We start from the raw sequence: 21,082 nt of genomic DNA on the forward strand, positions 1-21,082 counted from the left end.
GACGATCTATCGGCTATGATTGATAAAACGGACTCGGTTGTTCACGCATAAATGGATTCTGCTTAATGACTCTGCCACTGGAAACCATGAGGCCCGGACAGTTACGCCTCCTGGTTCTGACACCGGATTATGCTGATTTTCTCTGGCTGAATGATCTTCTGGCGGGTGACGTCGAAATCAGTGCGGACGCTACCTGGTGCCCGGATCTGGTGGATTGTGACGACCTGATCCGCAACGCCAGTTTCGATGTCATTGTCTGGGACTGTATTTTCCATGGCGGTTCTGAGGCCTCCTTTCTTCAATACCTGGCGGTTGGCAGCAATGAGAAGCCTGTCCTTGCCCTCAGTGCGGAGTTGCCGGAACTGCGGGCTCCCGAACTGCTCGCCGCCGGCGCCGCCGATTATCTCTGCCGCCAGAATCTCGACCAATGGAATTTCCGCCGGGCTGTGAAGTGCCTCTGGTACCGGGAACAGTTGTCCGAGTCGGCCTACGGCCAGCTGGGGCGGGAGGTCGCCACCGGTTTTATAAACCGGGATCTGTTCTTTGATCGTCTCCAGCAGGCGCTGCTGCGGGCTGAGCGGGCCAGCCACCGGCTGGCACTTCTGCACCTCAATGTCGACGATTTCCGCAGTATCAATGAATCCTTCGGTTACCAGAAAAGCGATCAGTTGATGATGAAACTGGCGGAGCGTCTCCGGCACTCCCTGAGGCGGGTGGATTCCCTGATGCGCATTGGCGGCGATGAGCTGGCCATCATCATCGAGAAGGTCGAAGACTCCCTCGACATCACCCAGATCATCCGCAAGGTGGTCAATGCGTTGGATGAGCCGGTCGCGATCGACGGCCAGAATGTGGTGGTCAGCGTCAGCCTCGGCGTTGCCACTTACCCGGAAGCCGGTGACAGTGCCGAAAATCTGTTGCGCCGGGCCAACCGGGCCATGTTCGAGGCCAAGCGGGATCCTGGCACCAGTTATCGCTTCTACGACCGGCAGTTGCATATCTCTGCCGGCTATCAGCTTCGGCTCGAGGCCGACCTGCGCAATGCCCTGAGGGGCAAGGAACTGGAGCTTTACTATCAGCCCCGGATTGATCTGGCCACTGAAGAAGTTCGTGGTGTCGAGTGCCTGTTGCGCTGGAACCACCCGGAGCGGGGGCTGGTGGGGCCGGACGAATTCATTCCGGTCGCCGAGCGCAGCGGCCTGATCGTGCCGATCGGGTACTGGGTTATCGAACAGGCCTGTAAACGCCTGCAGGAGTCTGCCGAGCTCGGATTTCCGGGGCTGGTGTTCGCCGTCAACCTGTCGTTCCGGCAGTTCCACGATCGCAAGATGACCGAAACCATTTTCCGGATTATTTTCAACGCCAATGTGGATACCAGTCTGCTGGAGCTGGAGCTTACGGAAAGTGCCATGATGCACGACCCCGAGTATGCCCAGCGTTGCCTGCGAGAGCTGAACCAACTGGGTATCAGCTTTGCCCTTGATGACTTCGGGACCGGTTTCTCCTCCCTGAGCAATCTGCAGCATCTGCCCATTTCCCTGGTCAAGATCGACAAGTCCTTCGTGCAGGAGCTCGGCCACTCGGCCGACGCGGAGCACATCATCCGGGCCATTATCAGCCTGGCCCACAGTCTGCAGATCAGCGTGGTCGCCGAAGGCGTGGAAACCGAAGGGCAACTGGAGTTCCTGCGTCAGCAGCATTGCGATGAAATCCAGGGTTACTATTACGCCCGCCCCATGCCCTGGGCCGATCTTGTGCAATTCCTGAACAAGCGTGGCCAGGCCGCTTGCCTGCAACAGTAAGCCGCTGTACCTTTGCTGCTTTATTGGCAAAGCATGAGACAGAGGTTGCATGAACAGTATCTCCAGGCGCATCGCCGACGAGCTCGGTGTCCGCGAGCAACAGGTTAATGCCACCGTCGCCCTGCTCGACGAGGGTTCCACCGTTCCGTTTATCGCACGTTACCGGAAAGAGGTGACCGGTTCGCTGGACGACAGCCAGCTGAGGAACCTGGAGGAGCGTCTGCGCTATCTGCGGGAACTGGAAGACCGTCGCGCCACCATCCTCAAGAGTATTGAGGAGCAGGGCAAACTGACCGATGAGCTCAAGGCCAGCATTAACGAGGCGGATGCCAAGAACCGCCTGGAAGATCTCTACCTGCCGTATAAGCCCAAGCGCCGGACCAAGGCCCAGATTGCCCGGGAAGCCGGCCTGGAGGCCCTGGCGGATGCCTTGTATGACGACCCGACACAGGATCCGGAAATTACCGCGCAGTCCTACCTGAACAAAGAGGCAGGTGTGGAAGACACCAAGGCCGCCCTGGATGGAGCCCGTTACATTCTGATGGAGCGCTTTGCCGAGGACGCCGAGTTGCTGGGCAGCCTGCGGGATTTGATCTGGCAGGAAGGCCAGTTGAAAGTGACCGTGGTGGAAGGCAAGGAAAACGAAGGGGCCAAGTTCCGGGACTATTTTGATCATGTCGAGCCGTTGAAAAAGGTGCCGTCCCACCGTGCTCTGGCCATCCTGCGTGGCCGCAACGAAGGCATCCTGGCCTACAGTATCGTGGTTGGCGATGCTGATGCTGATCGCCGCACGCCCCATCCGGCGGAGCAGCGGATTGCTGCCCGCTGGAACATCCGGGATAACGACCGTGCCGCTGACAAGTGGCTGTCGGAAGTGGTGCGCTGGACCTGGCGGGTCAAGCTCTCAACCCAGATTGAAACCGATCTCATGGCCCAGGTGCGTGAAGCCGCCGAGACCGAAGCCATTAATGTTTTCGCCGCCAACCTCAAAGATCTTCTGCTGCTAGCCCCGGCCGGCCCGCGCCCGACACTAGGGCTGGACCCGGGGCTGCGTACCGGTGTGAAGGTGGCCGTTATCGACGGTACCGGGCAGGTGGTGGGCCACGGAGCCATATACCCCCACGCACCCAAGAACCAGTGGGACCGCTCCATCGAGCAGCTGGCGGCCTGGTGTCGGGAGTATAAGATCGAGCTGGTGGCTATCGGCAACGGTACTGCGTCCCGGGAAACCGAGAAGCTGGTGGGCGACCTGAGCAAACGTTATCCGGAACTCAAACTGGCCCGAATCGTGGTTAGCGAATCCGGTGCTTCCATATATTCGGCCTCCGAATTTGCCTCCAAAGAGCTGCCGGATCTGGATGTGACCATTCGTGGTGCCGTGTCCATTGCCCGCCGCCTGCAGGATCCGCTGGCGGAACTGGTGAAGATCGAGCCGAAATCCATCGGGGTGGGGCAGTACCAGCACGATGTGTCCCAGGTGCAGTTATCCCGCAGCCTGGATGCGGTGGTGGAAGACTGTGTAAACGGCGTGGGCGTGGATCTGAACACCGCTTCGGCGCCTCTGCTGGCACGGGTGTCTGGTCTGAATCAGACCATCGCCCAGAACATCATTGAATTCCGCAACCAGAACGGCATGTTCCGTAACCGCAAGCAACTGCTGAAGGTCACCCGGCTCGGGGACCGGACGTTTGAGCAGGCGGCGGGCTTTCTGCGGATCGCCGGTGGCGAGAATCCGCTGGACCGGTCTTCTGTTCACCCGGAAGCCTATGGGGTGGTGGAGGCTATCGCCGCGCGCAACAACCGCAAGGTCGACGATATTGTCGGGGATTCTGCATTTTTACGTGGTCTGAACCCCCAGGATTACGTAACTGAACGGTTCGGATTGCCCACCATCAAGGACATCATCTCCGAGCTGGAGAAGCCGGGCAGGGATCCGCGCCCGGAATTCCGTTTTGCCAGCTTCGAGGAGGGCGTTGAAACCCTCAATGACCTGAAGCCGGGCATGGTACTGGAGGGTTCCGTCACCAACGTGACCAACTTCGGCGCCTTTGTGGACATCGGCGTCCATCAGGATGGGCTGGTGCATATTTCGGCGCTGTCCCACACGTTTGTCAAGGACCCGCGGGAAGTGGTCAAAGCCGGGGATATCGTTAAGGTGAAGGTGCTGGAGGTGGACATCCCGCGCAAACGGATCGCCCTGACCATGCGCATGGACGATCAGCCTGGCGAGAAAAATGAGGGCAAACCGACGGGTGGAAACCGCGCCGGTGCCAGCCAGAAAGCCGGTCATCGAAACAGCCGTAGCTCTGGCTCCGGCGAGAAATCCCGGCAGGGTGCCATGGCGGGCGCACTTGCCCAGGCACTGGCTTCGGCCCGCAAGGACAGCCGTTAACAGGCTTTTAATCTTTTCACCGGTCGGTCCCGCTCACGAGGAGGGACCGGTCGCAGCAGGAGTCGACCATGGCTGAATCCCGCCATTCCGTATTTCGCCAGTTCGCAGCCAGCGACTGGCACGGTTTCCTCAAGGGTGTCGAGAAAGAAGGGCTGCGGGTGGACCGCAACGGGTTCATCGCCCAGACGCCGCATCCGGAAGCCCTGGGTTCAGCGCTGACCCATCCGCGAATTACCACCGATTATTCCGAAGCCCTGCTGGAGCTGATCACGCCTGTGTTTGACAGCACTGGCGGGATGCTCAACTCCCTGAGGGATACTCATACGTTTGTTCAGGAGAATCTCGGCGACGAAGTGTTCTGGGCAGCCAGCATGCCCTGTGAGCTGGATGGAGATCCGAGTATTCCCATTGCAGAATACGGCAGCTCCAACATTGGCCGTCTCAAGCACGTTTACCGCCAGGGGCTGGCGGTTCGCTATGGCCGGATGATGCAGAGCATCGCCGGCGCTCACTACAACCTGTCATTGCCGGACAGTTTCTGGCGGAAATGGCAGGAGGCTCTGGGTGATCAGCAAAGCCTGAAGGACTTCAAATCGGACCAGTATTTCTGGCTGATCCGGAATTTCCGGCGCCGGAGCTGGCTGCTGATGCTGCTGTTTGGTGCTTCTCCGGCACTGGATGCGAGCTTTGTTGCCGATGTCAGCCATGATCTGAGTCGGTTTGATGAGCGCACCTGGTACGGCGAATACGCCACTTCCCTGCGTATGGGTGATCTGGGTTACCACAACAATGCCCAGGCTTCCCTGAACATCTGTTTCAATGAGCTCAGCACCTACACCGGGACCCTGGACCGGGCCATCCATACTGCCTGGCCGGCTTACGAGGAGATCGGTACCCGCCGGGGCGACCAATTCATTCAGATCAACACCAGTGTCCTGCAGATTGAAAACGAGTATTACAGTGCCGTGCGGCCCAAGCGAACCACAGAACGGGAAGAAAAACCCATTCAGGCCCTTGAAGCCCGGGGTGTGGAATATATTGAGGTGCGTTGCCTGGATCTGGATCCGTTCTCTCCGGTCGGCGTGAACGAAGCCCAGATCGATTTCCTGGATCTGTTTCTTTTGGATTGCCTGCTGTCAGCCTCTCCCCGTATTGGCGACGCCGAGTGCGAGCGGCTGGACGATAACTACAAGGATGTGGTGGCCCGTGGACGCTATCGGGAACTGACCCTTTGCCGTGGAGGGCAGCGCACGCCGGTACCAGAGGCCGCGACTGGTCTGCTTGAGCAACTGGAACCCCTGGCGGAGCTGCTGGATGGCTGGCAAGGGGGCGATACCTACCGCAAGGCCCTGGCCGCCCAGCGAGAGGTGATGTGTGGCGAGGGGGCCGCGCCCTCGGCCCGGGTGCTTGACGCCATGCGTTCGTCTGGCCTGGGGCACCGGGAGTGGGGTATGGAAATGGCGCGCCAGCATCAGCAAACCCTGAGGCAGGAAGGCCTGGATGCCGACGTACGCAAAGCCTTTGAAACCATGACCGCGGACTCCCTGTCGGACCAGCAGCAAATGGAGCGGGCCGATACCCTGGCGTTTGGCGAGTTTCTGGAGCACTACCTGCGCTCCTGAACCGGTGGCCAGGTCCGCCTTCTCATTTGTCTGCGGACCTGACGCACAGAAACTGAACAAAGATTTGTCACCCTCCGGTCAGCCTGTTAATTTTTGTAACATCAGGATCGGAGGAGTCGGCATGGCAAGGGATATCAAACTTGGCTGGGATGTGGAAGCTCTGAACAAGGCTTACCGCCAGGGTTACATGGCGGCCACGATGAATATGGACAAGACACGCTGCCCCTACCGGGGCGATGTCGTCATCGCGGCCTGGGAGGCCGGATGGGATGATGCCGATCTGGTTGCCTGTGAAAACCGGGACAAAGGCGACGACCTGTTTTCACAAATCGCCTGAGTCCTCGCCTCTGGCCGCGTCTCGCACTATTTCTGCACGACGAATTCCGTAAACAGTACGCCGGCGATGCTTTCGCCGGTCTGTTGCTCTTCCAGTACGGCATTTATCCGTTGTTTTGCTTCCTCACGGAGCGCCTGCTGACCTTCCATGGAAGTCAGGCGTTCGATATCCGTTTGCTCGCCAAAAAGCATCACCAGCTCATGTCGCAATCGCGGCATGTGAGCCTCCAGAGCCGGCCGGGTGCTCGCGCTCCGGGCCCGGAGACTGACCGCTGCCTTCAGATAGGTCGGCTTGTTGTCTGCAGCGCCCACGTGGGTGACAAACGCCGGATCCATGCTGATGTAGTCGGTGAAGCCACTGTCTTCCTGCACTACCTCCTCTTCTGAGGTTTCCTCATCTTGGGAAACCGCCGGCAGGGAGACCAGTGAAAGCAGCAGGAAGATCATAGTGAGAACAGGTTTTGGCTGGTGTGTCATAGGCTTGAAGTTGATCGTGGTTTAGGGTTTAGTGACGAGTCGGAGGCGATATCGCCGGTAGCACCGAGAATAGCAGGCCCGGTGCGAGGTTGCAGTTTCAATTCACGAATCGAGGTGTTCTTTTGACCAGCAGATGGGTTTTCGGGCTTATTTTCCTTGTGTGTGCCGCACTTCTGGGCGTCGCGTTTTATATGGAACATGTGATGGGGCTTGAGCCCTGCCCGCTATGCTGGCTGCAGCGTTTCGGATTCATGGGGGCTGGCCTGGTCAGCTTTCTGGCCCTGCTGCAGGGGCCTACCGGATTCGGGGTTCGTATTTATGGCTTCCTGCTGGTACTGACCGCCGGTGCCGGGCTTGGCGTGGCCAGCCGGCAGTTGTGGCTGCAGAGCCTGCCGGCGGATCAGGTGCCCGCCTGTGGCCCTTCGGTCGACTATATGCTGGAGGTGCTGCCCTGGTTTGAGGTGCTCTCCACCGCCCTGAGAGGCACCGGGGATTGCGCCCAGGTAGTGTGGCGGTTCCTGGGGCTGAGTATTCCCGGCTGGACAGCGGTGTTCTTTTCACTGCTGGTGATTATCGGGCTGATTCTGGTGTTTCGCCGGCGAAAGTCCGGGGAGTGGATTCGGAGCTGAAACGGTTGCGGGGGACCGCTGGCATGGGGTAACTTGACCGAAACCTGAGAAACATCAAAACCGAAACAGAAGTGCCGGAATACCAAGCGGAGAACAGGCGTCATGTTGGAAAATTGCCGAAATGCCAGGGAGCGTTGGGGTGGCGTCAGCGAACTGATTGATCGCTGGCTCAAGGAACGTCAGGAGCTGTTGGTTCATTACTGTGATCTGTCCGGAGAGAGCGACTTTTCACAGACAGAAGCGCTGAGAGAGAAATTCGTGCGCCTGTGCGAAGTGCTTGTGGATTATGTCTCCACGGGCCATTTCGAAATCTATGAGCAACTGGTCAGCGAGGCCCGTGAATTTAACGATGGTGGCCTGGAACTGGCTGCGAAGGTTTATCCCCGGATTGAGCAGACGACAGAGGTCGCCCTTAACTTCAATGACCGCCTGGACGACAGGGAGCTGTCTGAGGAGGACGTGAAAGCGCTGTTTGGCGAACTGTCGAAGCTCGGCGAAACCCTCGAGACCCGGTTCGAGATGGAAGATTTCCTGATTGAGCACCTTCACAATGCCCATGCGGGTAAAGTAGCGCCTGCCTGAGAAATGTCTGATATAAAAAAAGCCCCGGTTCGGTGTTGCCGACCGGGGCTTTTTTATGGCCGCAATTTCACAAACTGCGGCCTGATCTGATCGGTACTTTACTCTCCGGATTCCGGATTGACGTCCAGAAGCTCGACATCGAATACCAGGGTCTCGTTCGGGCCGATGGCACGGTTGCCGCCCGGGCCGTAGGCCAGGTCAGATGGAATATAGAGCTTGTAGCGGGCGCCCTCGCTCATCAGCTGCAGACCTTCGGTCCAGCCCGGGATAACCTGGTTCAGGGCAAAGGTTACTGGCTCGCCACGCTCGCGGGAGCTGTCAAAGACTTCGCCGGACAGGAGTTCGCCAGTGTAGTGTACCTGGACGGTATCGGTTTCCGCAGGCTTTTCGCCGTCGCCTTTCTCCAGCACTTCGTATTGCAGGCCGGATTCAGTGGTCTTTACACCGTCGCGTTCGGCATTCTCCGCCAGGAAAGCCTTGCCAGCCTCAAGATTCTTGCTGGCCAGCTCTTCCGTCTGCTTGGTCTGCTCTTCCTGAAGCTGCTGCTGATAGGCCATCAGGGCCTGCTGGATTTCCTCACGGCTCATGCGCCTGGCTTCTTCATCGCCGGCCTGGCCATGCTGAATGCCCTGAAGGAACTGGTCCATCTGCAGATTCGGCAGATCGTTGCTCATGCGCTCACCGAGAACCAGACCCATGCCATAGCTGACCTTCTGGTCGGTTGACTCCAGTTTGGGTTGTTCCGGAGCCTCGGGTGGTGTTGAGCAGCCAGCGACGAGGCCGGTCACTGCCAGTGCGAGGAGCGTCTTTTTCATTGCTTCATCCTTTATAACGTCTGTGCATGGGGCTGAGCCCCGTGTTGTGTTTGTCAGAACGGAGAAGGTAACGGGTTCCGGCGCGAGATGCCACTGAACATGTGTTAAGAATCCGGACGGGTCAGATCAACTGTCGTTGTTGTCGGCTGCTGAAGGGCCCAGAGAAAATGGCGCGGTGTAGGGGGACTGCCAGTCGGGCTCCGATTCCGGAGTGCGGTTGAGTGGCGAAGCCTTGTCCCGCCGCTCGATGGCCAGCGTGTACCAGGGCCCCTGTTTCGGGGGCTGGTCTGCATAATGCCAACTGCCGTCCGTGTCCTTCCATTTGAACACAATTTCCGGACCCTCGGTTGGAATCGGGGACGGTACCAGGCCTTCAAAGGCCGGGATTTCCGGCTGTTCCTCGTCTGCAACCGGTTCGGATACCTGCTCCGGATCGTTGAGTCCGAAGATAATCAGCAACAACAGTAACCCGAGGGCGGGAAACGAGAGCCTTATGAGCCATTTCATTATCATGGCTGGTGGTCTCCCTTTGGGAAGTTGGCCAGGGCTGTGCCCAGTGCATTCAGCAGGGGCCCGGCACGGTCATCGATTCGCGATGCCGGTGCAGCCGCGGCAAGGTTGGTTCTGATCAGCGTATCGAGTCCTTGCATGTCAGATTGTTCCGGGTTGTTGGTCATTAGCGTCCGCCAGGCCAGGGCCAGCTCTATCTGTTCGGCTTCGAGTTCCAGGCCGGCGATGCCGGTGCGAAGCTGGTGATACCTGCCGGCCATGCCCGGCAGGGATTTTCTCGCGCTACGCAGCGCACCGGTTACACGGTCGCGCCACTCTGTTACCGTAGCGTCCTCGACCCCGGCGAAGGCCCTGTCAGACAGTGCGAGCCAGGCTGCAGTCAGAATCCGCGTCACGCTCCAGCCCTGGTTCTGAAGCGCCAGGCAGCTGTCCTGAACGTCCGGAAGCTTCCAGAACGCCAGTGCAAAACACCAGAGTGGATTCTCCGGTTCCAGATCTGCCGGCAATTCCAACGGCGGTGTCGATAAATCCGGGATGGTTGCCGAGCGGAGCGACATAGGCGCTGTGCCTTCCCTGAACACTTTACGTTGATAAAATGAAAACATGTTAACGATAACCGATCTCAGTTTACAACGGGGCGGCGTCTGGTTGCTAGAATCCGTCAGCCTCACGGTCCAGCCCGGCCAGCGAGTGGCCATCGTCGGCGCCAACGGTGCCGGCAAATCCAGCCTTTTCCAGCTGTTGCTGGGCCAGTTGTCACCGGAACAGGGCGCGGTTTCGCTGCCCGGGGGCTGCCGCATTGCCCACATGGCCCAGGAAGTCGAAGCCTCAGGGCGCAGCGCCCGGGATTTTGTTCTTGATGGCGATCTCGATCTGCGCCGCCTGGAGCGGGAGCTGGCTCAGGCTGAAGCCGCCGGTGATGACCATGCCATTGCCCGCATACACGGTGAGCTGGACGTGCACGAGGCCTGGTCCGCGGCCCGTCGCGCCGAGGCGCTGATAAGGGGGCTGGGTTTCTCGGACGAGGACGCGGACCGGCCGGTATCGGCGTTTTCCGGTGGCTGGCGGATCCGCCTGAACCTGGCCCAGGCCCTGATGCGACCGTCAGACCTGCTGCTGCTCGATGAACCCACCAACCATCTGGATCTGGATGCCTGTCTGTGGCTGGAAAACTGGCTGCGCCGGTATCAGGGTACCTTGCTGTTCATTTCCCACGACCGTGATTTCATGGATCGGGTCGCCACCCATGTGGTGCATTTCGACCGCCGGAAGCTGGAGCTTTATACGGGTAATTACTCTGCCTTTGAAGGCCAGCGCAGCGAACGTCTGGCCCAGCAGCAGGCTGGGTTCGAGCGCCAGCAGGCCAGGATTGCCGAGATTCAGCGCTTCATCGACCGCTTCAAGGCGCAGGCTACCAAGGCCCGTCAGGCCCAGAGCCGGGTGAAGGCCCTGGAACGTATGGAGCGCATTGCACCGGCCCATATTGATTCGCCCTTCAGCTTTGAATTTCCGGTGGCTGAAAAGGTCTCCAACCCCCTGTTGTCGATACGCAATGGCAGGGCCGGACACGGCAATACCACAATCCTCGACGGTATTAACCTGACCCTGTTACCCGGCAGCCGGATTGGTCTGCTGGGCCCCAACGGTGCGGGTAAATCCACCCTGATGGATACGCTGAGGGGCGAAGGCACCCTGTTGTCCGGAGAACGTACCTGTGGCGAGCATCTGGCCATTGGCTATTTTGCCCAGCATCAGCTGGAATCCCTGGACCTGGATGCCAGCCCGTTCCTGCATCTGCAGCGGCTGGCACCAAAGGCCTCGGAACAGGGTATCCGGAACTTCCTCGGCGGCTTTGATTTTCATGGTGATGAGGCCCTGAGCCCTGTCCGTTCGTTCTCCGGTGGCGAAAAGGCCAGGGTGGCACTGGCGGTGATCGCCTGGCAGAAACCGAACCTGCTCCTTCTGGACGAGCCGACCAACCACCTGGATCTGGAAATGCGCCAGGCCCTGACCATGGCCCTGCAAAACTTTGAGGGTGCCATTGTGGTGGTTTCCCACGACCGGCACTTGCTGAGAAACACCGTGGACGAATTCTGGCTGGTGAACGATGGCCGGGTTGTTGAGTATCAGGGTGACCTTGAAGACTACGAGCGCTGGCTGGCAGACCGTCGCAAGGACGAAACCGAAGCACCAAAGCGATTGCAGACTGGCCAGCAAGACCCGGTGGAACCCGCGGTTGGAACCGGCGAAAGCGCCGATGACCGAAAGGCCCGCAAGCGCGCGGAGGCAGCCCTCCGGCAAAAGCTCAGCCCCTATCGCAAGCAGCAGACCTCCCTGGAAAAGGAAATGGAGCAGTTGCACCGGAGACTGTCGGTGCTGGAGGAAGAGCTCGCGGACCCGGGGCTGTATGAAGAAAGCCATAAGGTCCGGATGAAAGAGTTGCTCGGCGAGCAGGCCATTTCAAAAAGCCGCCTCGAAGAGGTTGAGGCGCAGTGGCTGGAAGTCAGTGAAGCTGTGGAATCGCTGGAGGCGGAGCTGGCGGATTGACTGCCCTCAGCCTCCGTTCAACTCCAGGGTGAAATCCTGTCTGGCGAGGTAATCACGTTCGTTATCGAGATCGGCCAGGGTCAGCGGCCGATCATCCAGCCAGCCGGATGGAAACGTCAGTACCAGCTTGTCCTTGCGGGCATTCAGGGTGAACTCCGGCGGTGGCTCCATGTTGCGGGGGTGCTGAAGCAGGACGGCCAGACGCACCAGGACGCAGAGATAGCGAAGCCGGATGGTATCATCCGGGTCCAGCCCCTCGAAGATGGCCGGGGAGAACTTGCGCCGGTGCCCGCGAACCAGCGTGGCGAGGTCCCGCTGGAATTGCTGGCTGAAGCCGGGAAGGTCCGAGTACCGCAGCAGGTAGGCTCCGTGTTTATGATACTGGCTGTGGGAAATGGTCAGGCCGATTTCATGCAGACGGCAGGCCCAGCGCAGCACTTCTTCGTCGACCGCGGTATGCAGCCCCCAGGCATCCGCCACCTGTTCCCAGGCTGCAACGGCGGTCGCTTCGACTGCCGCACCGTGCTCCGGATCAACATGATAACGCTCCTGCAGGGCGGAAATTGTCCGCTCCCGCACATCCTCGTGCCGGATCCGCCCGACGATGTCGTAGAGCAGGCCTTCCCGAAGGGCGCCGTCGGCAAACGACATTTCAGTGATACCGAGGGACTGGAACGCTCCCATCAGAATGGCAAAGCCGGCAGGGAAAATACTCTGACGGTCCGAGCGCACACCCAGATCAGCCAGCTTTTCCGTTTTACCCATACCCACCAGGCGCTTGCGCAGCTCCTGCATGGCGGGGAGGGTAATGGTGCCATCGGTAATCTTCAGGGATGACAAGACACTGGCAATCGCTTTGATCGAGCCGGATGAACCGACGGCACTCTGCCACCCCACGGAGCGGTAATGCTGGCGGATATTCAGCAGTTCCTGTTCGGCGTGGGTCACTGCCTTGTCCATCTGCCGCCGGGTAATCTTTCCGTCCGGGAAGTACCGGTTCCGGAAGGAAACACAGCCCATGTGCAGGCTTTCCAGCTCCTGGGGCTCAAAACGCTGGCCGATAATGAACTCGGTACTGCCGCCACCGATATCGATCACCAGCCGGCGCCCGATATCGTCAGAAAGGGTATGGGAGACGCCCAGATAAATCAGGCGCGCTTCCTCGCGCCCGGCAATGATCTCCACCGGATAGCCGAGAACCTCCTCCGCGCGGGCCATGAACTGATGGGCGTTACGAGCCACTCTGAGGGCGTTGGTGCCGACAATCTGTACAGCCTCCGGTGGCATCCCCTGAAGGCGCTGAGCAAACCGGCCCAGGCAGCTCAGGGCGCGCTCCTGGGTCTCTTCAGTCAGCCGGTTGTACTGATCCAGACCTGCGCCTAGCTGGACTTTTTCCCCCATCTTCTCGAGGGTCCGGATTTCCCCGTGCACGAGTCGGGCAACCACCATGTGGAAGCTGTTCGAGCCCATGTCGATGGCTGCAAGCACCCCTGGCGAGGAGGCAGCGTTTTCGGCGGTGGAGGCGGCCGTCACGTGGTCGAAATCCTTTTGGTATGAACTTGCGGGGTACTATAAGCGAAATCCCTCAGGCCTGTCAGTAACCGGCAGACGCGGCATTTGACCGGGGTCAGCCCCGGATCGATTGATAGAGGTGGATCTACTGCTTCACATCCGGCTGATCAATCGCGTAAAGTATGACATACCGTGATGAGGGTGAAGGGTTGCCTTGCAAGCCACGGCAGCCTTCAGCGACAGTCAACAGCACCTGTGACGGTACCGGATCCTTTTTCGAAACCCCGTACCGGCGATTAGCAGTCGTGCATGAATCAGGAAAATGTAATGAGCGGAAATATCGTAAATGTAACTGACGCGTCTTTTGAGCAGGATGTACTGCAGTCCGACGTCCCCGTGCTGGTGGACTACTGGGCGGAATGGTGCGGCCCGTGCAAGATGATCGCGCCGGTGCTTGAAGAGATTGCCGACGAATACGACGGCAAACTGAAGGTCTGCAAGCTTAACATTGACGAAAACGAGCAGACCCCGCCGAAGTTCAACATCCGTGGTATCCCGACCCTGATGCTGTTCAAGAACGGCAACGTGGACGCCACCAAAGTCGGCGCACTCTCCAAATCCCAACTGGCGGCCTTTCTGGACAGCAATCTCTGATTGCAGCCAGGCCGCTAAAAACCGCCCCTGAGCACAGGTTCACGGGCGGTTTTCTATTGCCATTCACTCCCAGCCCTGAGACCGCTCCAGATCCGAATCCTTCTGTTCCACCCAGTGCTCACCGCCTGAGGTGATCTCCTTCTTCCAGAACGGTGCCGAGGTCTTCAAGGCGTCCATAATGAACTCGCAGGCCGCAAACGCATCTCCCCGATGGGCACTGCACACCCCCACAAACACAATCTGATCCTGCAGCGCCAGCCGCCCCACCCGATGAATCACCCGGGCCTTGCGCACATCCCAGCGTTTTGAGGCCTCATCAACCAGCTCCTGAATCACCTGCTGCGTCATCCCCGGATAGTGCTCCAGGTAAAGTCCCGTGACCCCCTGCAAATCGCCGCTGTCCCGGACCAGACCGGTAAACGTGGCAATGGCGCCGGTCCCGGCACCACTGGCCCGTAACGCGGCATATTCGGCGGCAGCATCAAAATCTCCGGGCTGAATCGAAATCATCTCAACCTCCGGTTACCGGGGGGAAGAATGCCAGCTCATCGCCGGCCTCCACTGCAGAGCCGGGCTTCGCCATGGCCTGATTGACCGCAATCATCACTGGCTGGTCTCCCTGTAGCTGGCCCCAGGGCCCGCCCTGGCTTGCCAGGTCCGCCAGCACATCGCCGGCGGTAAGCCCCGGCCTGGCCTCGATGACCAGCTGTTCCGTATCCAGCTCTTCTCGCAGACGGGCAAAGAAACGCACCGTAATCGTGTTATCACTCATGGTTAGCTCAACAATTCCGCAAACGAATAATAGGTTAGCAGGTCGCCGGGGCTGACCGTGGTGTTCTCCGGAATCACCGCCAAACCATTTGCCCAGCAGGCAGAGCTCAGGATACCGGAACTCTGGTTGGGAAAGGCGGTAACCACAAGCTCCGATCCCCGGGGTTCTTTCCGTGCCCTGACAAACTCCCTCCGCAGCGACGTCGAAGCTACGGAAAAGTCTGCCGGTATCCGCTCTCCGGCGGGATCTTCATGGTTCCGCCCCTGGCATTTTCGGATATAGGGCATGCCCACCACCAGAAAAGTGACCAGCACAGACCCCGGGTTACCGGGCAATCCCAGCACCGGTGTGCCGCCGATGGCGCCAAAGGCCACAGGCTTTCCGGGTTTGATGGCCATGCGCCAGAGCGACAGACTGCCGGATTCCTCCAACACCGCACGCACGTGGTCCTCTTCACCCACGGAAACACCGCCGCTGGTGATGATCAGATCCGACGACTCCGCCGCGCGGAGCAGTGTTTCCCGGGTCGCCTCACGTTTGTCCCGCAGCGTCTCGCACAGCGCCACCTCGCAGCCGGCCTGGGTGAGCAGGCCGATCAGGGTGAAGCGATTGCTGTTGTAGATCTGCCCCGGGGCCAGGGGCGTTCCGGGATCCACCAGCTCGTCGCCGGTGGAGAGGATGGCGACCTTCAGCCGTGCCAGAACGGCGACCCGGGCCACACCCATGGACGCCAGCAGACCCATTTCGTGCGGGCGCACCTGCGTGCCCTTCACAAGGGCAAGGTCGCCCCTGGTCAGATCCTGGCCCCGGCGACGAATGTTCTGCCCCTCGGTCACCTCTGCCTGGACAAGGATGCCCGCGTCGGTCACCTCCACTCGCTCCTGCATCACCACCGAGTCTGCGCCTTCGGGGATCTCCGAGCCGGTGAAAATGCGCGCGGCGGTGCCTGGCGCCAGAGCGTTCGGCGCTTCACCGGCGGGAATCCGGGCCGAGACCGGTATCGCCTGATCCTGGTGAAGATCCTGTTTGCGCAGGGCGTATCCGTCCACCGCACTGTTGTCCGCCGGCGGCACGTCGGCCGGGACATAATGGTTCTCGGCCAGCACCCGGCCCAGGGAGTCGGCGAGCCCCACGGTTTCGACCCGGGTGACCACGGGCGCTTCCGATAGCAGGTGAGACAGGGCGTCTTCCAGTGACATGAGGTTTGGGTTAGCCATCAGTTCTGAACTCCGATCCGGATTACTGTTGCCCTCAGCGCTCGGCGCGCTGTCCAATGACTTCATCAAGCCGCTGCATCGGCTTTTCGGGTTTGCGCAAGACCAGGGCCGAGAAGTTGCACGGCGTGTGGCGGCTGTCCAGCTGGCTGCTGAGAATACCGTTCCAGCCGGTACGACAGGCACTGGTAGAACCGGGCAGGCAGAAAATCACCGTATGGTTTGCCATACCTCCGAATGCACGGGACTGGATGGTCGAAGAGCCGATTTCAGAGGCGGACAGGCGCCGGAACTCCTCGCCGAAACCTTCAACGGTTTTATCCAGCAGGGGGCCGACTGCTTCCGGGGTACTGTCACGCTCGTTGAAGCCGGTACCACCGGTAATGATCACCACATGCACTTCGGGATCGGCGACCCAGCCGGACATTAACGCCCGCACCAGGTAGACGTCATCGGGCAGGATGCGACGGGCGACCAGGCGGTGCCCCGCGTCAACGACGCTGTCCTCCAGAAACTGGCCGGAGGTGTCTTCGTCAGGCCCGCGGGTATCGGAAACAGTCAGTATGGCGATGTTCAGGGGTTTCAGTTCGGTACTGGGTTCACTGCTCATGGACGGGGCTCCGCAAATCGCTGAAAAATTATATACGCCAGTATCGTCATCACAGGCTCTTCCAGTATCGTCATCACAGGCTCTTAATGGAAGGGAGTAACCCATCAGGGGGAGGCGGCCAGCCGCCATTAAGGCCAGTTTAGCGTGAAATTGGCGTTAAATTATGCAGTGCACTTGACATTCGCCAGTCAGGTAGCCGATGATCCTCCTTGCCCGGCGAACGGTTGTTCCCACTCTCTGGCTTCAGTACCTTAATCCCGGACTCCATCTACACCGGTTGCTCCATCTGGCCAGCATCAGTTCAGCGTTTATTTGATCAATACGTTCAGTGGCACCCCTGTCATTCCAATATTCGTTTACTTCCATTCCTGAAAATCCAATAAACTATGAATCTTACTGAACTCAAGCAGAATTCCATGCCCGAATTGCTCGATATTGCGCAAGAGATGGGCCTCGATAACCTGGCCCGTTCGCGCAAACAGGATGTGATCTTCACAATCCTGAAGAAGCATGCCAAGAGCGGCGAAGACATCTACGGTGACGGCGTACTGGAAATTCTGCAGGACGGTTTCGGTTTCCTCCGTTCTGCTGATGCCTCCTATCTGGCAGGACCTGACGACATCTACGTCTCCCCTAGCCAGATTCGCCGGTTCAACCTGCGGACTGGCGACACGGTTGCCGGCAAGATCCGCCCGCCGAAAGACGGCGAGCGCTATTTCGCCCTGTTGAAAGTCAGCGAGATCAATTTCGACAAGCCGGATAACGCCCGTAATAAGATCCTGTTCGAGAACCTCACGCCGCTGTTTCCCGACGAACGCCTCAGGCTCGAAGCAGGCAATGGCAGCACAGAGGACCTCTCCTCCCGCGTTCTGGACCTGGTGGCGCCCATCGGCAAGGGACAGCGCGGCCTGATTGTTTCCCCGCCCAAAGCGGGTAAAACGCTGCTGATGCAGAGCATTGCCCAGTCCATCACCCGAAACAATCCCGAGTGCCATGTGATGGTACTGCTGATTGACGAGCGGCCTGAGGAAGTGACCGAGATGCAGCGCACCGTGCGCGGCGAAGTCATCGCCTCCACCTTCGACGAGCCCCCGGCCCGTCACGTTCAGGTGGCTGAGATGGTGATCGAGAAGGCCAAGCGCCTGGTCGAGCACAAGAAAGATGTGGTTATCCTGCTGGATTCCATCACCCGTCTGGCTCGCGCCTACAACACGGTGATTCCGTCCTCCGGCAAGGTACTGACCGGTGGTGTCGACGCCCACGCCCTGGAAAAACCGAAGCGTTTCTTCGGTGCGGCCCGTAACGTGGAAGAGGGCGGAAGCCTGACCATCCTGGCGACGGCACTGGTGGATACCGGTTCCAAGATGGACGAGGTGATTTACGAGGAGTTCAAGGGCACCGGTAACATGGAAATTCACCTGGACCGCAAGATCGCCGAGAAGCGTGTCTACCCGGCCATCAACATCCGCCGGTCCGGTACCCGCCGTGAAGATCTTCTGATGTCCGAGGCGGATATCCAGCGTGTGTGGATCCTGCGCAAACTGCTGCACTCCATGGATGACGACACAGCGGCGCTGGAGTTCCTGCTGGACAAGCTGCGGGATACCAAGACCAACGACGAATTCTTCCAGTCGATGAAGCGTCGTTGATTTCTGGTCTGATGCCCTTTTAATAAGAGCGCCTCTGGCTGTGGGGCGGGCAGAGCCGGGATGAGCCTCCCCGGGCACGCCGTGAACCCATCCCCGGGGGCTCGGCATTGCCGTCCTTGGCAATGCACGGTCCGGGGAGGCTCACCCCGGCTCCGCCGTTCAAGCCCGGTGCGCGCTCTGATTGTCTCAGAATGAGAGTTTCGGAAAACCGCAGGGACGATCATTGTGTTGCGGATAACTGGTGATCTGAAGAACGAGGTGGGGACCTGCTTTCCCAGACTGTGTCTTGCCATGGATGGCAAGACCAAGCCCCCAGGGATGGGTTCACGGCGTGTCTGGGAAAGCAGGTCCCCACCTTGTTCCGACTCCGGAAAAAGCAGTCCACCGACCTCCGTAATACTGGCATAAATGAACGGAGCAACCGATGAAATACAACGACCTGCGGGACTTCATTGACCAGTTGGAGAAGCTGGGCGAGCTGAAGCGGATCAGCGTTGAAGTCGACCCCCATCTGGAAATGACCGAAATCTGCGACCGCACGTTGCGGGCAGGTGGTCCTGCGTTGTTGTTTGAGAATCCCAAAGGCTACGACATACCGGTACTGGCCAACCTGTTCGGGACCCCGAAGCGGGTCGCGCTGGGTATGGGGCAGGATAACGTGACCGCGCTCCGTGACATCGGCAAGTTGCTGGCGTTTCTGAAAGAACCGGATCCCCCCAAGGGTTTCCGGGATGCCATTGAAAAGCTGCCGCTGTTCCGGCAGGTGATGCGCATGAGCCCGAAGGTGTTGCGATCTGCCCCCTGTCAGGACGTGGTGGTCGAGAAAGATCAGGTGGATCTGTACCAGATTCCGGTCCAGCACTGCTGGCCCGGGGATGCCGGGCCGCTGGTAACCTGGCCGCTGGTGATTACCCGCGGGCCGCACAAGGAGCGCCAGAATCTGGGCATCTACCGGCAGCAGGTGATTGGGCGTAACCGGCTGATCATGCGCTGGCTCAGCCATCGCGGTGGTGCGCTGGACTTTCAGGAGTTTCAGAAGATCAACCCGGGCAAGCCTTATCCGGTGGCCGTGGCTCTGGGTGCGGACCCCGCGACCATTCTGGGAGCGGTGACGCCGGTGCCGGATACACTGTCTGAATACGCATTCGCCGGCTTGTTGCGAGGTGGGCGTACCGAGCTGGTGCAGTGTGGCCTGAGCGACCTGCAGGTGCCGGCCAGCGCCGAGATTGTGTTGGAAGGGTTTATTTATCCCGACGATATGGCCCCGGAAGGGCCGTTTGGCGATCACACCGGCTACTACAACGAAGTGGACCAGTTCCCGGTGTTTACCGTAGAACGGATGACCCATCGCAAGGACCCGATCTATCACAGCACCTACACCGGTCGTCCGCCCGATGAGCCGGCAATTCTGGGGGTGGCGCTGAACGAGGTGTTCATTCCAATTCTGCAGAAGCAGTTTCCGGAGATCGTCGATTTCTACCTGCCACCGGAAGGCTGTTCCTATCGGCTTGCTATCGTGACCATGAAGAAACAGTACCCCGGCCATGCCAAACGGGTGATGATGGGGGTATGGTCTTTCCTGCGACAGTTCATGTACACCAAGTTTGTGATTGTCACCGACGATGATGTGAACGCCCGCAACTGGGAAGACGTGATCTGGGCGATCACCACCCGGATGGATCCGGTGCGTGACACCACCCTGGTGGAGAACACGCCTATCGATTATCTGGATTTTGCCTCGCCGGTGTCGGGGCTCGGTTCCAAGATGGGAATGGACGCCACCAACAAATGGCCGGGTGAAACCAGCCGGGAATGGGGCGAGCCCATCACCATGACCGACGAGGTCAAACAGCGGGTGGACGATCTCTGGGACAGCCTGGGCATTGAAAGTTCGCTGTCCCGACCCGACTGATATGGCCAATGACCATCGGCGCGTGGTGCTTTCGCCCTCCGGTATTGCCTTTAACGCTGCCCGGGAGAGCGACTTACTCAGTGCCGCTGCCAGCGCAGGCATTGAGGTGCCTGCGGCCTGTCGAAACGGGGTGTGTGAAATCTGTGAGGCGCGGCTAATGGCCGGCCTCGCGCTTAACACCCGAAACCAACAGACTATTGAGGCCGGCGAGCAGCTGATGATGTGCAGAACCACAGCGCTCACGGACCTGGACTTGGAGATATCCGCCGTTATGGCCGCCGGAAACAAGCAGCCTGGCAAGTACCAGGCGAAAGTCGTGGACGTTCGTTCCATCAGTCACGATGTCTATCGTGTTGAGCTACAGCTTCCGCGGCGTCGGGAACTTTCGTTTCACGCCGGGCAGTATCTCTCAGTCAACCTGCCGGATGCAGAGCCCTGTTACTTTTCCATCGCCAGCAGCCCTTCGGCCCAGAACATCGAGCTGCATATCCAGGCGACGCCGGAGTGGGTGTCGGCACAGAAAGTCATTGATGCCCTGACCTCAGGCGGCGAGGTGACCGTGGAACTACCCCACGGCAAGGCCTGCCTGGCGTCAACACCGGAAAAACCCCTGCTGCTGGTGGCGGCCGGTACCGGTTTTGCGCAGATGAAAAGCCTGGTGGATTATCTCCGGGAAACCTCATACGAGCATCCGGTGAAACTATACTGGGGGGTGCGCCGGCATGAAGACATGTACCTTCGTTCCCTGGCCCAGCAATGGCAGGAGGAGTGGCCACCCTTCACCTTCCTGCCGGTGGTGGGTGATGATGAAGACAATGACTGGAGCGGTCACCACGCCCAGCTGGTGCGCGCGGTTCTGGCATCGGGGGCGAACTGGAAGAAGGTGGAAGTGCACGCCAGTGGCTCGCCGACCATGGTGTACACGCTGATGGATGCGCTTGTGGAGGCCGGCCTGCCTGAGGGCGCCTTCTTCTCGGACGTGCTCGAATACGCACCCAGAGCGTGAAATCGGGGTCAGATGAAAATGGGGTCAGATGAAATTTTCAT

Annotated in this window: 20 protein-coding genes; 11 read left to right on the plus strand and 9 right to left on the minus strand. The window is 59.5% G+C overall.

Annotated features, from left to right (window positions below; genetic code table 11):
- The first annotated feature begins 65 nt into the window (after window positions 1-65).
- From AC13C0_RS07720 to rmf, 4 genes are all read left to right on the plus strand, one after another.
- Window positions 66-1,802, plus strand: coding sequence for a putative bifunctional diguanylate cyclase/phosphodiesterase (locus AC13C0_RS07720; protein ID WP_117619333.1), 1,737 nt, complete (start codon window positions 66-68; stop codon window positions 1,800-1,802).
- A gap of 49 nt (window positions 1,803-1,851) precedes the next feature.
- Window positions 1,852-4,194, plus strand: coding sequence for a Tex family protein (locus AC13C0_RS07725; RefSeq protein WP_117619334.1), 2,343 nt, complete (start codon window positions 1,852-1,854; stop codon window positions 4,192-4,194).
- A 68-nt stretch (window positions 4,195-4,262) separates the two neighbouring features.
- The gene (gene gshA, locus AC13C0_RS07730; RefSeq protein WP_341581245.1) at window positions 4,263-5,816 is read left to right on the plus strand and encodes a glutamate--cysteine ligase; all 1,554 of its coding nucleotides are present in this window, start codon (window positions 4,263-4,265) and stop codon (window positions 5,814-5,816) included.
- 121 nt (window positions 5,817-5,937) lie between these two features.
- A complete protein-coding gene (rmf, locus tag AC13C0_RS07735) occupies window positions 5,938-6,153 on the plus strand; it encodes a ribosome modulation factor (protein ID WP_117619336.1) in 216 nt (71 codons plus the stop codon).
- Window positions 6,154-6,179: 26 nt separating this feature from the next.
- Here the strand turns inward: rmf and AC13C0_RS07740 are convergent, their stop codons facing one another.
- Window positions 6,180-6,629: a flagellar basal body-associated FliL family protein gene (locus tag AC13C0_RS07740; protein ID WP_117619337.1), complete on the minus strand. Its 450-nt coding sequence runs from the start codon at window positions 6,627-6,629 to the stop codon at window positions 6,180-6,182.
- Window positions 6,630-6,751: 122 nt separating this feature from the next.
- Between AC13C0_RS07740 and AC13C0_RS07745 the strand changes: the two genes are divergently transcribed.
- Window positions 6,752-7,258, plus strand: a complete 507-nt coding sequence (locus AC13C0_RS07745; RefSeq protein WP_205422217.1) for a disulfide bond formation protein B — start codon at window positions 6,752-6,754, stop codon at window positions 7,256-7,258.
- A 102-nt stretch (window positions 7,259-7,360) separates the two neighbouring features.
- Entirely contained in the window at window positions 7,361-7,840 is a 480-nt protein-coding gene (rsd, locus tag AC13C0_RS07750; protein ID WP_117619339.1) for a sigma D regulator, read from the plus strand.
- A gap of 98 nt (window positions 7,841-7,938) precedes the next feature.
- Here the strand turns inward: rsd and bamJ are convergent, their stop codons facing one another.
- The 3 genes from bamJ to AC13C0_RS07765 all read right to left on the minus strand — a co-directional run bounded on the left by bamJ (window position 7,939) and on the right by AC13C0_RS07765 (window position 9,722).
- Window positions 7,939-8,655, minus strand: a complete 717-nt coding sequence (bamJ, locus tag AC13C0_RS07755; RefSeq protein ID WP_117619340.1) for a BamJ family beta-barrel-assembly machinery protein — start codon at window positions 8,653-8,655, stop codon at window positions 7,939-7,941.
- A 126-nt stretch (window positions 8,656-8,781) separates the two neighbouring features.
- Complete coding sequence (locus AC13C0_RS07760; protein ID WP_117619341.1) at window positions 8,782-9,168, minus strand: DUF4124 domain-containing protein; 387 nt, start codon at window positions 9,166-9,168, stop codon at window positions 8,782-8,784.
- Window positions 9,165-9,722: a DUF2390 domain-containing protein gene (locus AC13C0_RS07765; protein WP_117619342.1), complete on the minus strand. Its 558-nt coding sequence runs from the start codon at window positions 9,720-9,722 to the stop codon at window positions 9,165-9,167. The genes AC13C0_RS07760 and AC13C0_RS07765 overlap by 4 nt, the downstream gene beginning before the upstream one ends.
- 46 nt (window positions 9,723-9,768) lie before the next feature.
- On the opposite strand from AC13C0_RS07765, the gene AC13C0_RS07770 reads away from it, so the two are divergent.
- Entirely contained in the window at window positions 9,769-11,712 is a 1,944-nt protein-coding gene (locus AC13C0_RS07770) for an ATP-binding cassette domain-containing protein (protein ID WP_117619343.1), read from the plus strand.
- A 6-nt stretch (window positions 11,713-11,718) separates the two neighbouring features.
- Here the strand turns inward: AC13C0_RS07770 and ppx are convergent, their stop codons facing one another.
- Window positions 11,719-13,245, minus strand: a complete 1,527-nt coding sequence (ppx, locus tag AC13C0_RS07775; RefSeq protein ID WP_117619344.1) for an exopolyphosphatase — start codon at window positions 13,243-13,245, stop codon at window positions 11,719-11,721.
- A gap of 306 nt (window positions 13,246-13,551) precedes the next feature.
- On the opposite strand from ppx, the gene trxA reads away from it, so the two are divergent.
- Window positions 13,552-13,878 carry a thioredoxin TrxA gene (trxA, locus tag AC13C0_RS07780; RefSeq protein WP_008169901.1) on the plus strand — a complete coding sequence of 109 codons (327 nt, stop codon included), beginning with the start codon at window positions 13,552-13,554 and terminating at the stop codon, window positions 13,876-13,878.
- 63 nt (window positions 13,879-13,941) lie between these two features.
- On the opposite strand, the gene AC13C0_RS07785 is transcribed toward trxA, so the two are convergent.
- The 4 genes from AC13C0_RS07785 to moaB are packed head-to-tail and all read right to left on the minus strand — an operon-like array spanning window position 13,942 to window position 16,474.
- Window positions 13,942-14,388, minus strand: coding sequence for a molybdenum cofactor biosynthesis protein MoaE (locus tag AC13C0_RS07785; protein WP_341581246.1), 447 nt, complete (start codon window positions 14,386-14,388; stop codon window positions 13,942-13,944).
- A 1-nt stretch (window position 14,389) separates the two neighbouring features.
- Complete coding sequence (locus AC13C0_RS07790; RefSeq protein ID WP_117619346.1) at window positions 14,390-14,650, minus strand: MoaD/ThiS family protein; 261 nt, start codon at window positions 14,648-14,650, stop codon at window positions 14,390-14,392.
- A 2-nt stretch (window positions 14,651-14,652) separates the two neighbouring features.
- The gene (locus AC13C0_RS07795; RefSeq protein ID WP_117619347.1) at window positions 14,653-15,867 is read right to left on the minus strand and encodes a molybdopterin molybdotransferase MoeA; all 1,215 of its coding nucleotides are present in this window, start codon (window positions 15,865-15,867) and stop codon (window positions 14,653-14,655) included.
- 34 nt (window positions 15,868-15,901) lie between these two features.
- Window positions 15,902-16,474, minus strand: coding sequence for a molybdenum cofactor biosynthesis protein B (gene moaB, locus AC13C0_RS07800; protein ID WP_117619348.1), 573 nt, complete (start codon window positions 16,472-16,474; stop codon window positions 15,902-15,904).
- Window positions 16,475-16,860: 386 nt separating this feature from the next.
- On the opposite strand from moaB, the gene rho reads away from it, so the two are divergent.
- From rho to AC13C0_RS07815, 3 genes are all read left to right on the plus strand, one after another.
- Complete coding sequence (gene rho / locus AC13C0_RS07805; RefSeq protein ID WP_117619349.1) at window positions 16,861-18,123, plus strand: transcription termination factor Rho; 1,263 nt, start codon at window positions 16,861-16,863, stop codon at window positions 18,121-18,123.
- A 424-nt stretch (window positions 18,124-18,547) separates the two neighbouring features.
- Window positions 18,548-20,035 carry a 4-hydroxy-3-polyprenylbenzoate decarboxylase gene (ubiD, locus tag AC13C0_RS07810; protein ID WP_341581247.1) on the plus strand — a complete coding sequence of 496 codons (1,488 nt, stop codon included), beginning with the start codon at window positions 18,548-18,550 and terminating at the stop codon, window positions 20,033-20,035.
- Window position 20,036: 1 nt separating this feature from the next.
- Window positions 20,037-21,041, plus strand: a complete 1,005-nt coding sequence (locus tag AC13C0_RS07815; RefSeq protein WP_117619351.1) for a 2Fe-2S iron-sulfur cluster-binding protein — start codon at window positions 20,037-20,039, stop codon at window positions 21,039-21,041.
- Window positions 21,042-21,082: the final 41 nt, after the last annotated feature.

This window comes from Marinobacter sp. B-21, assembly GCF_056857895.1.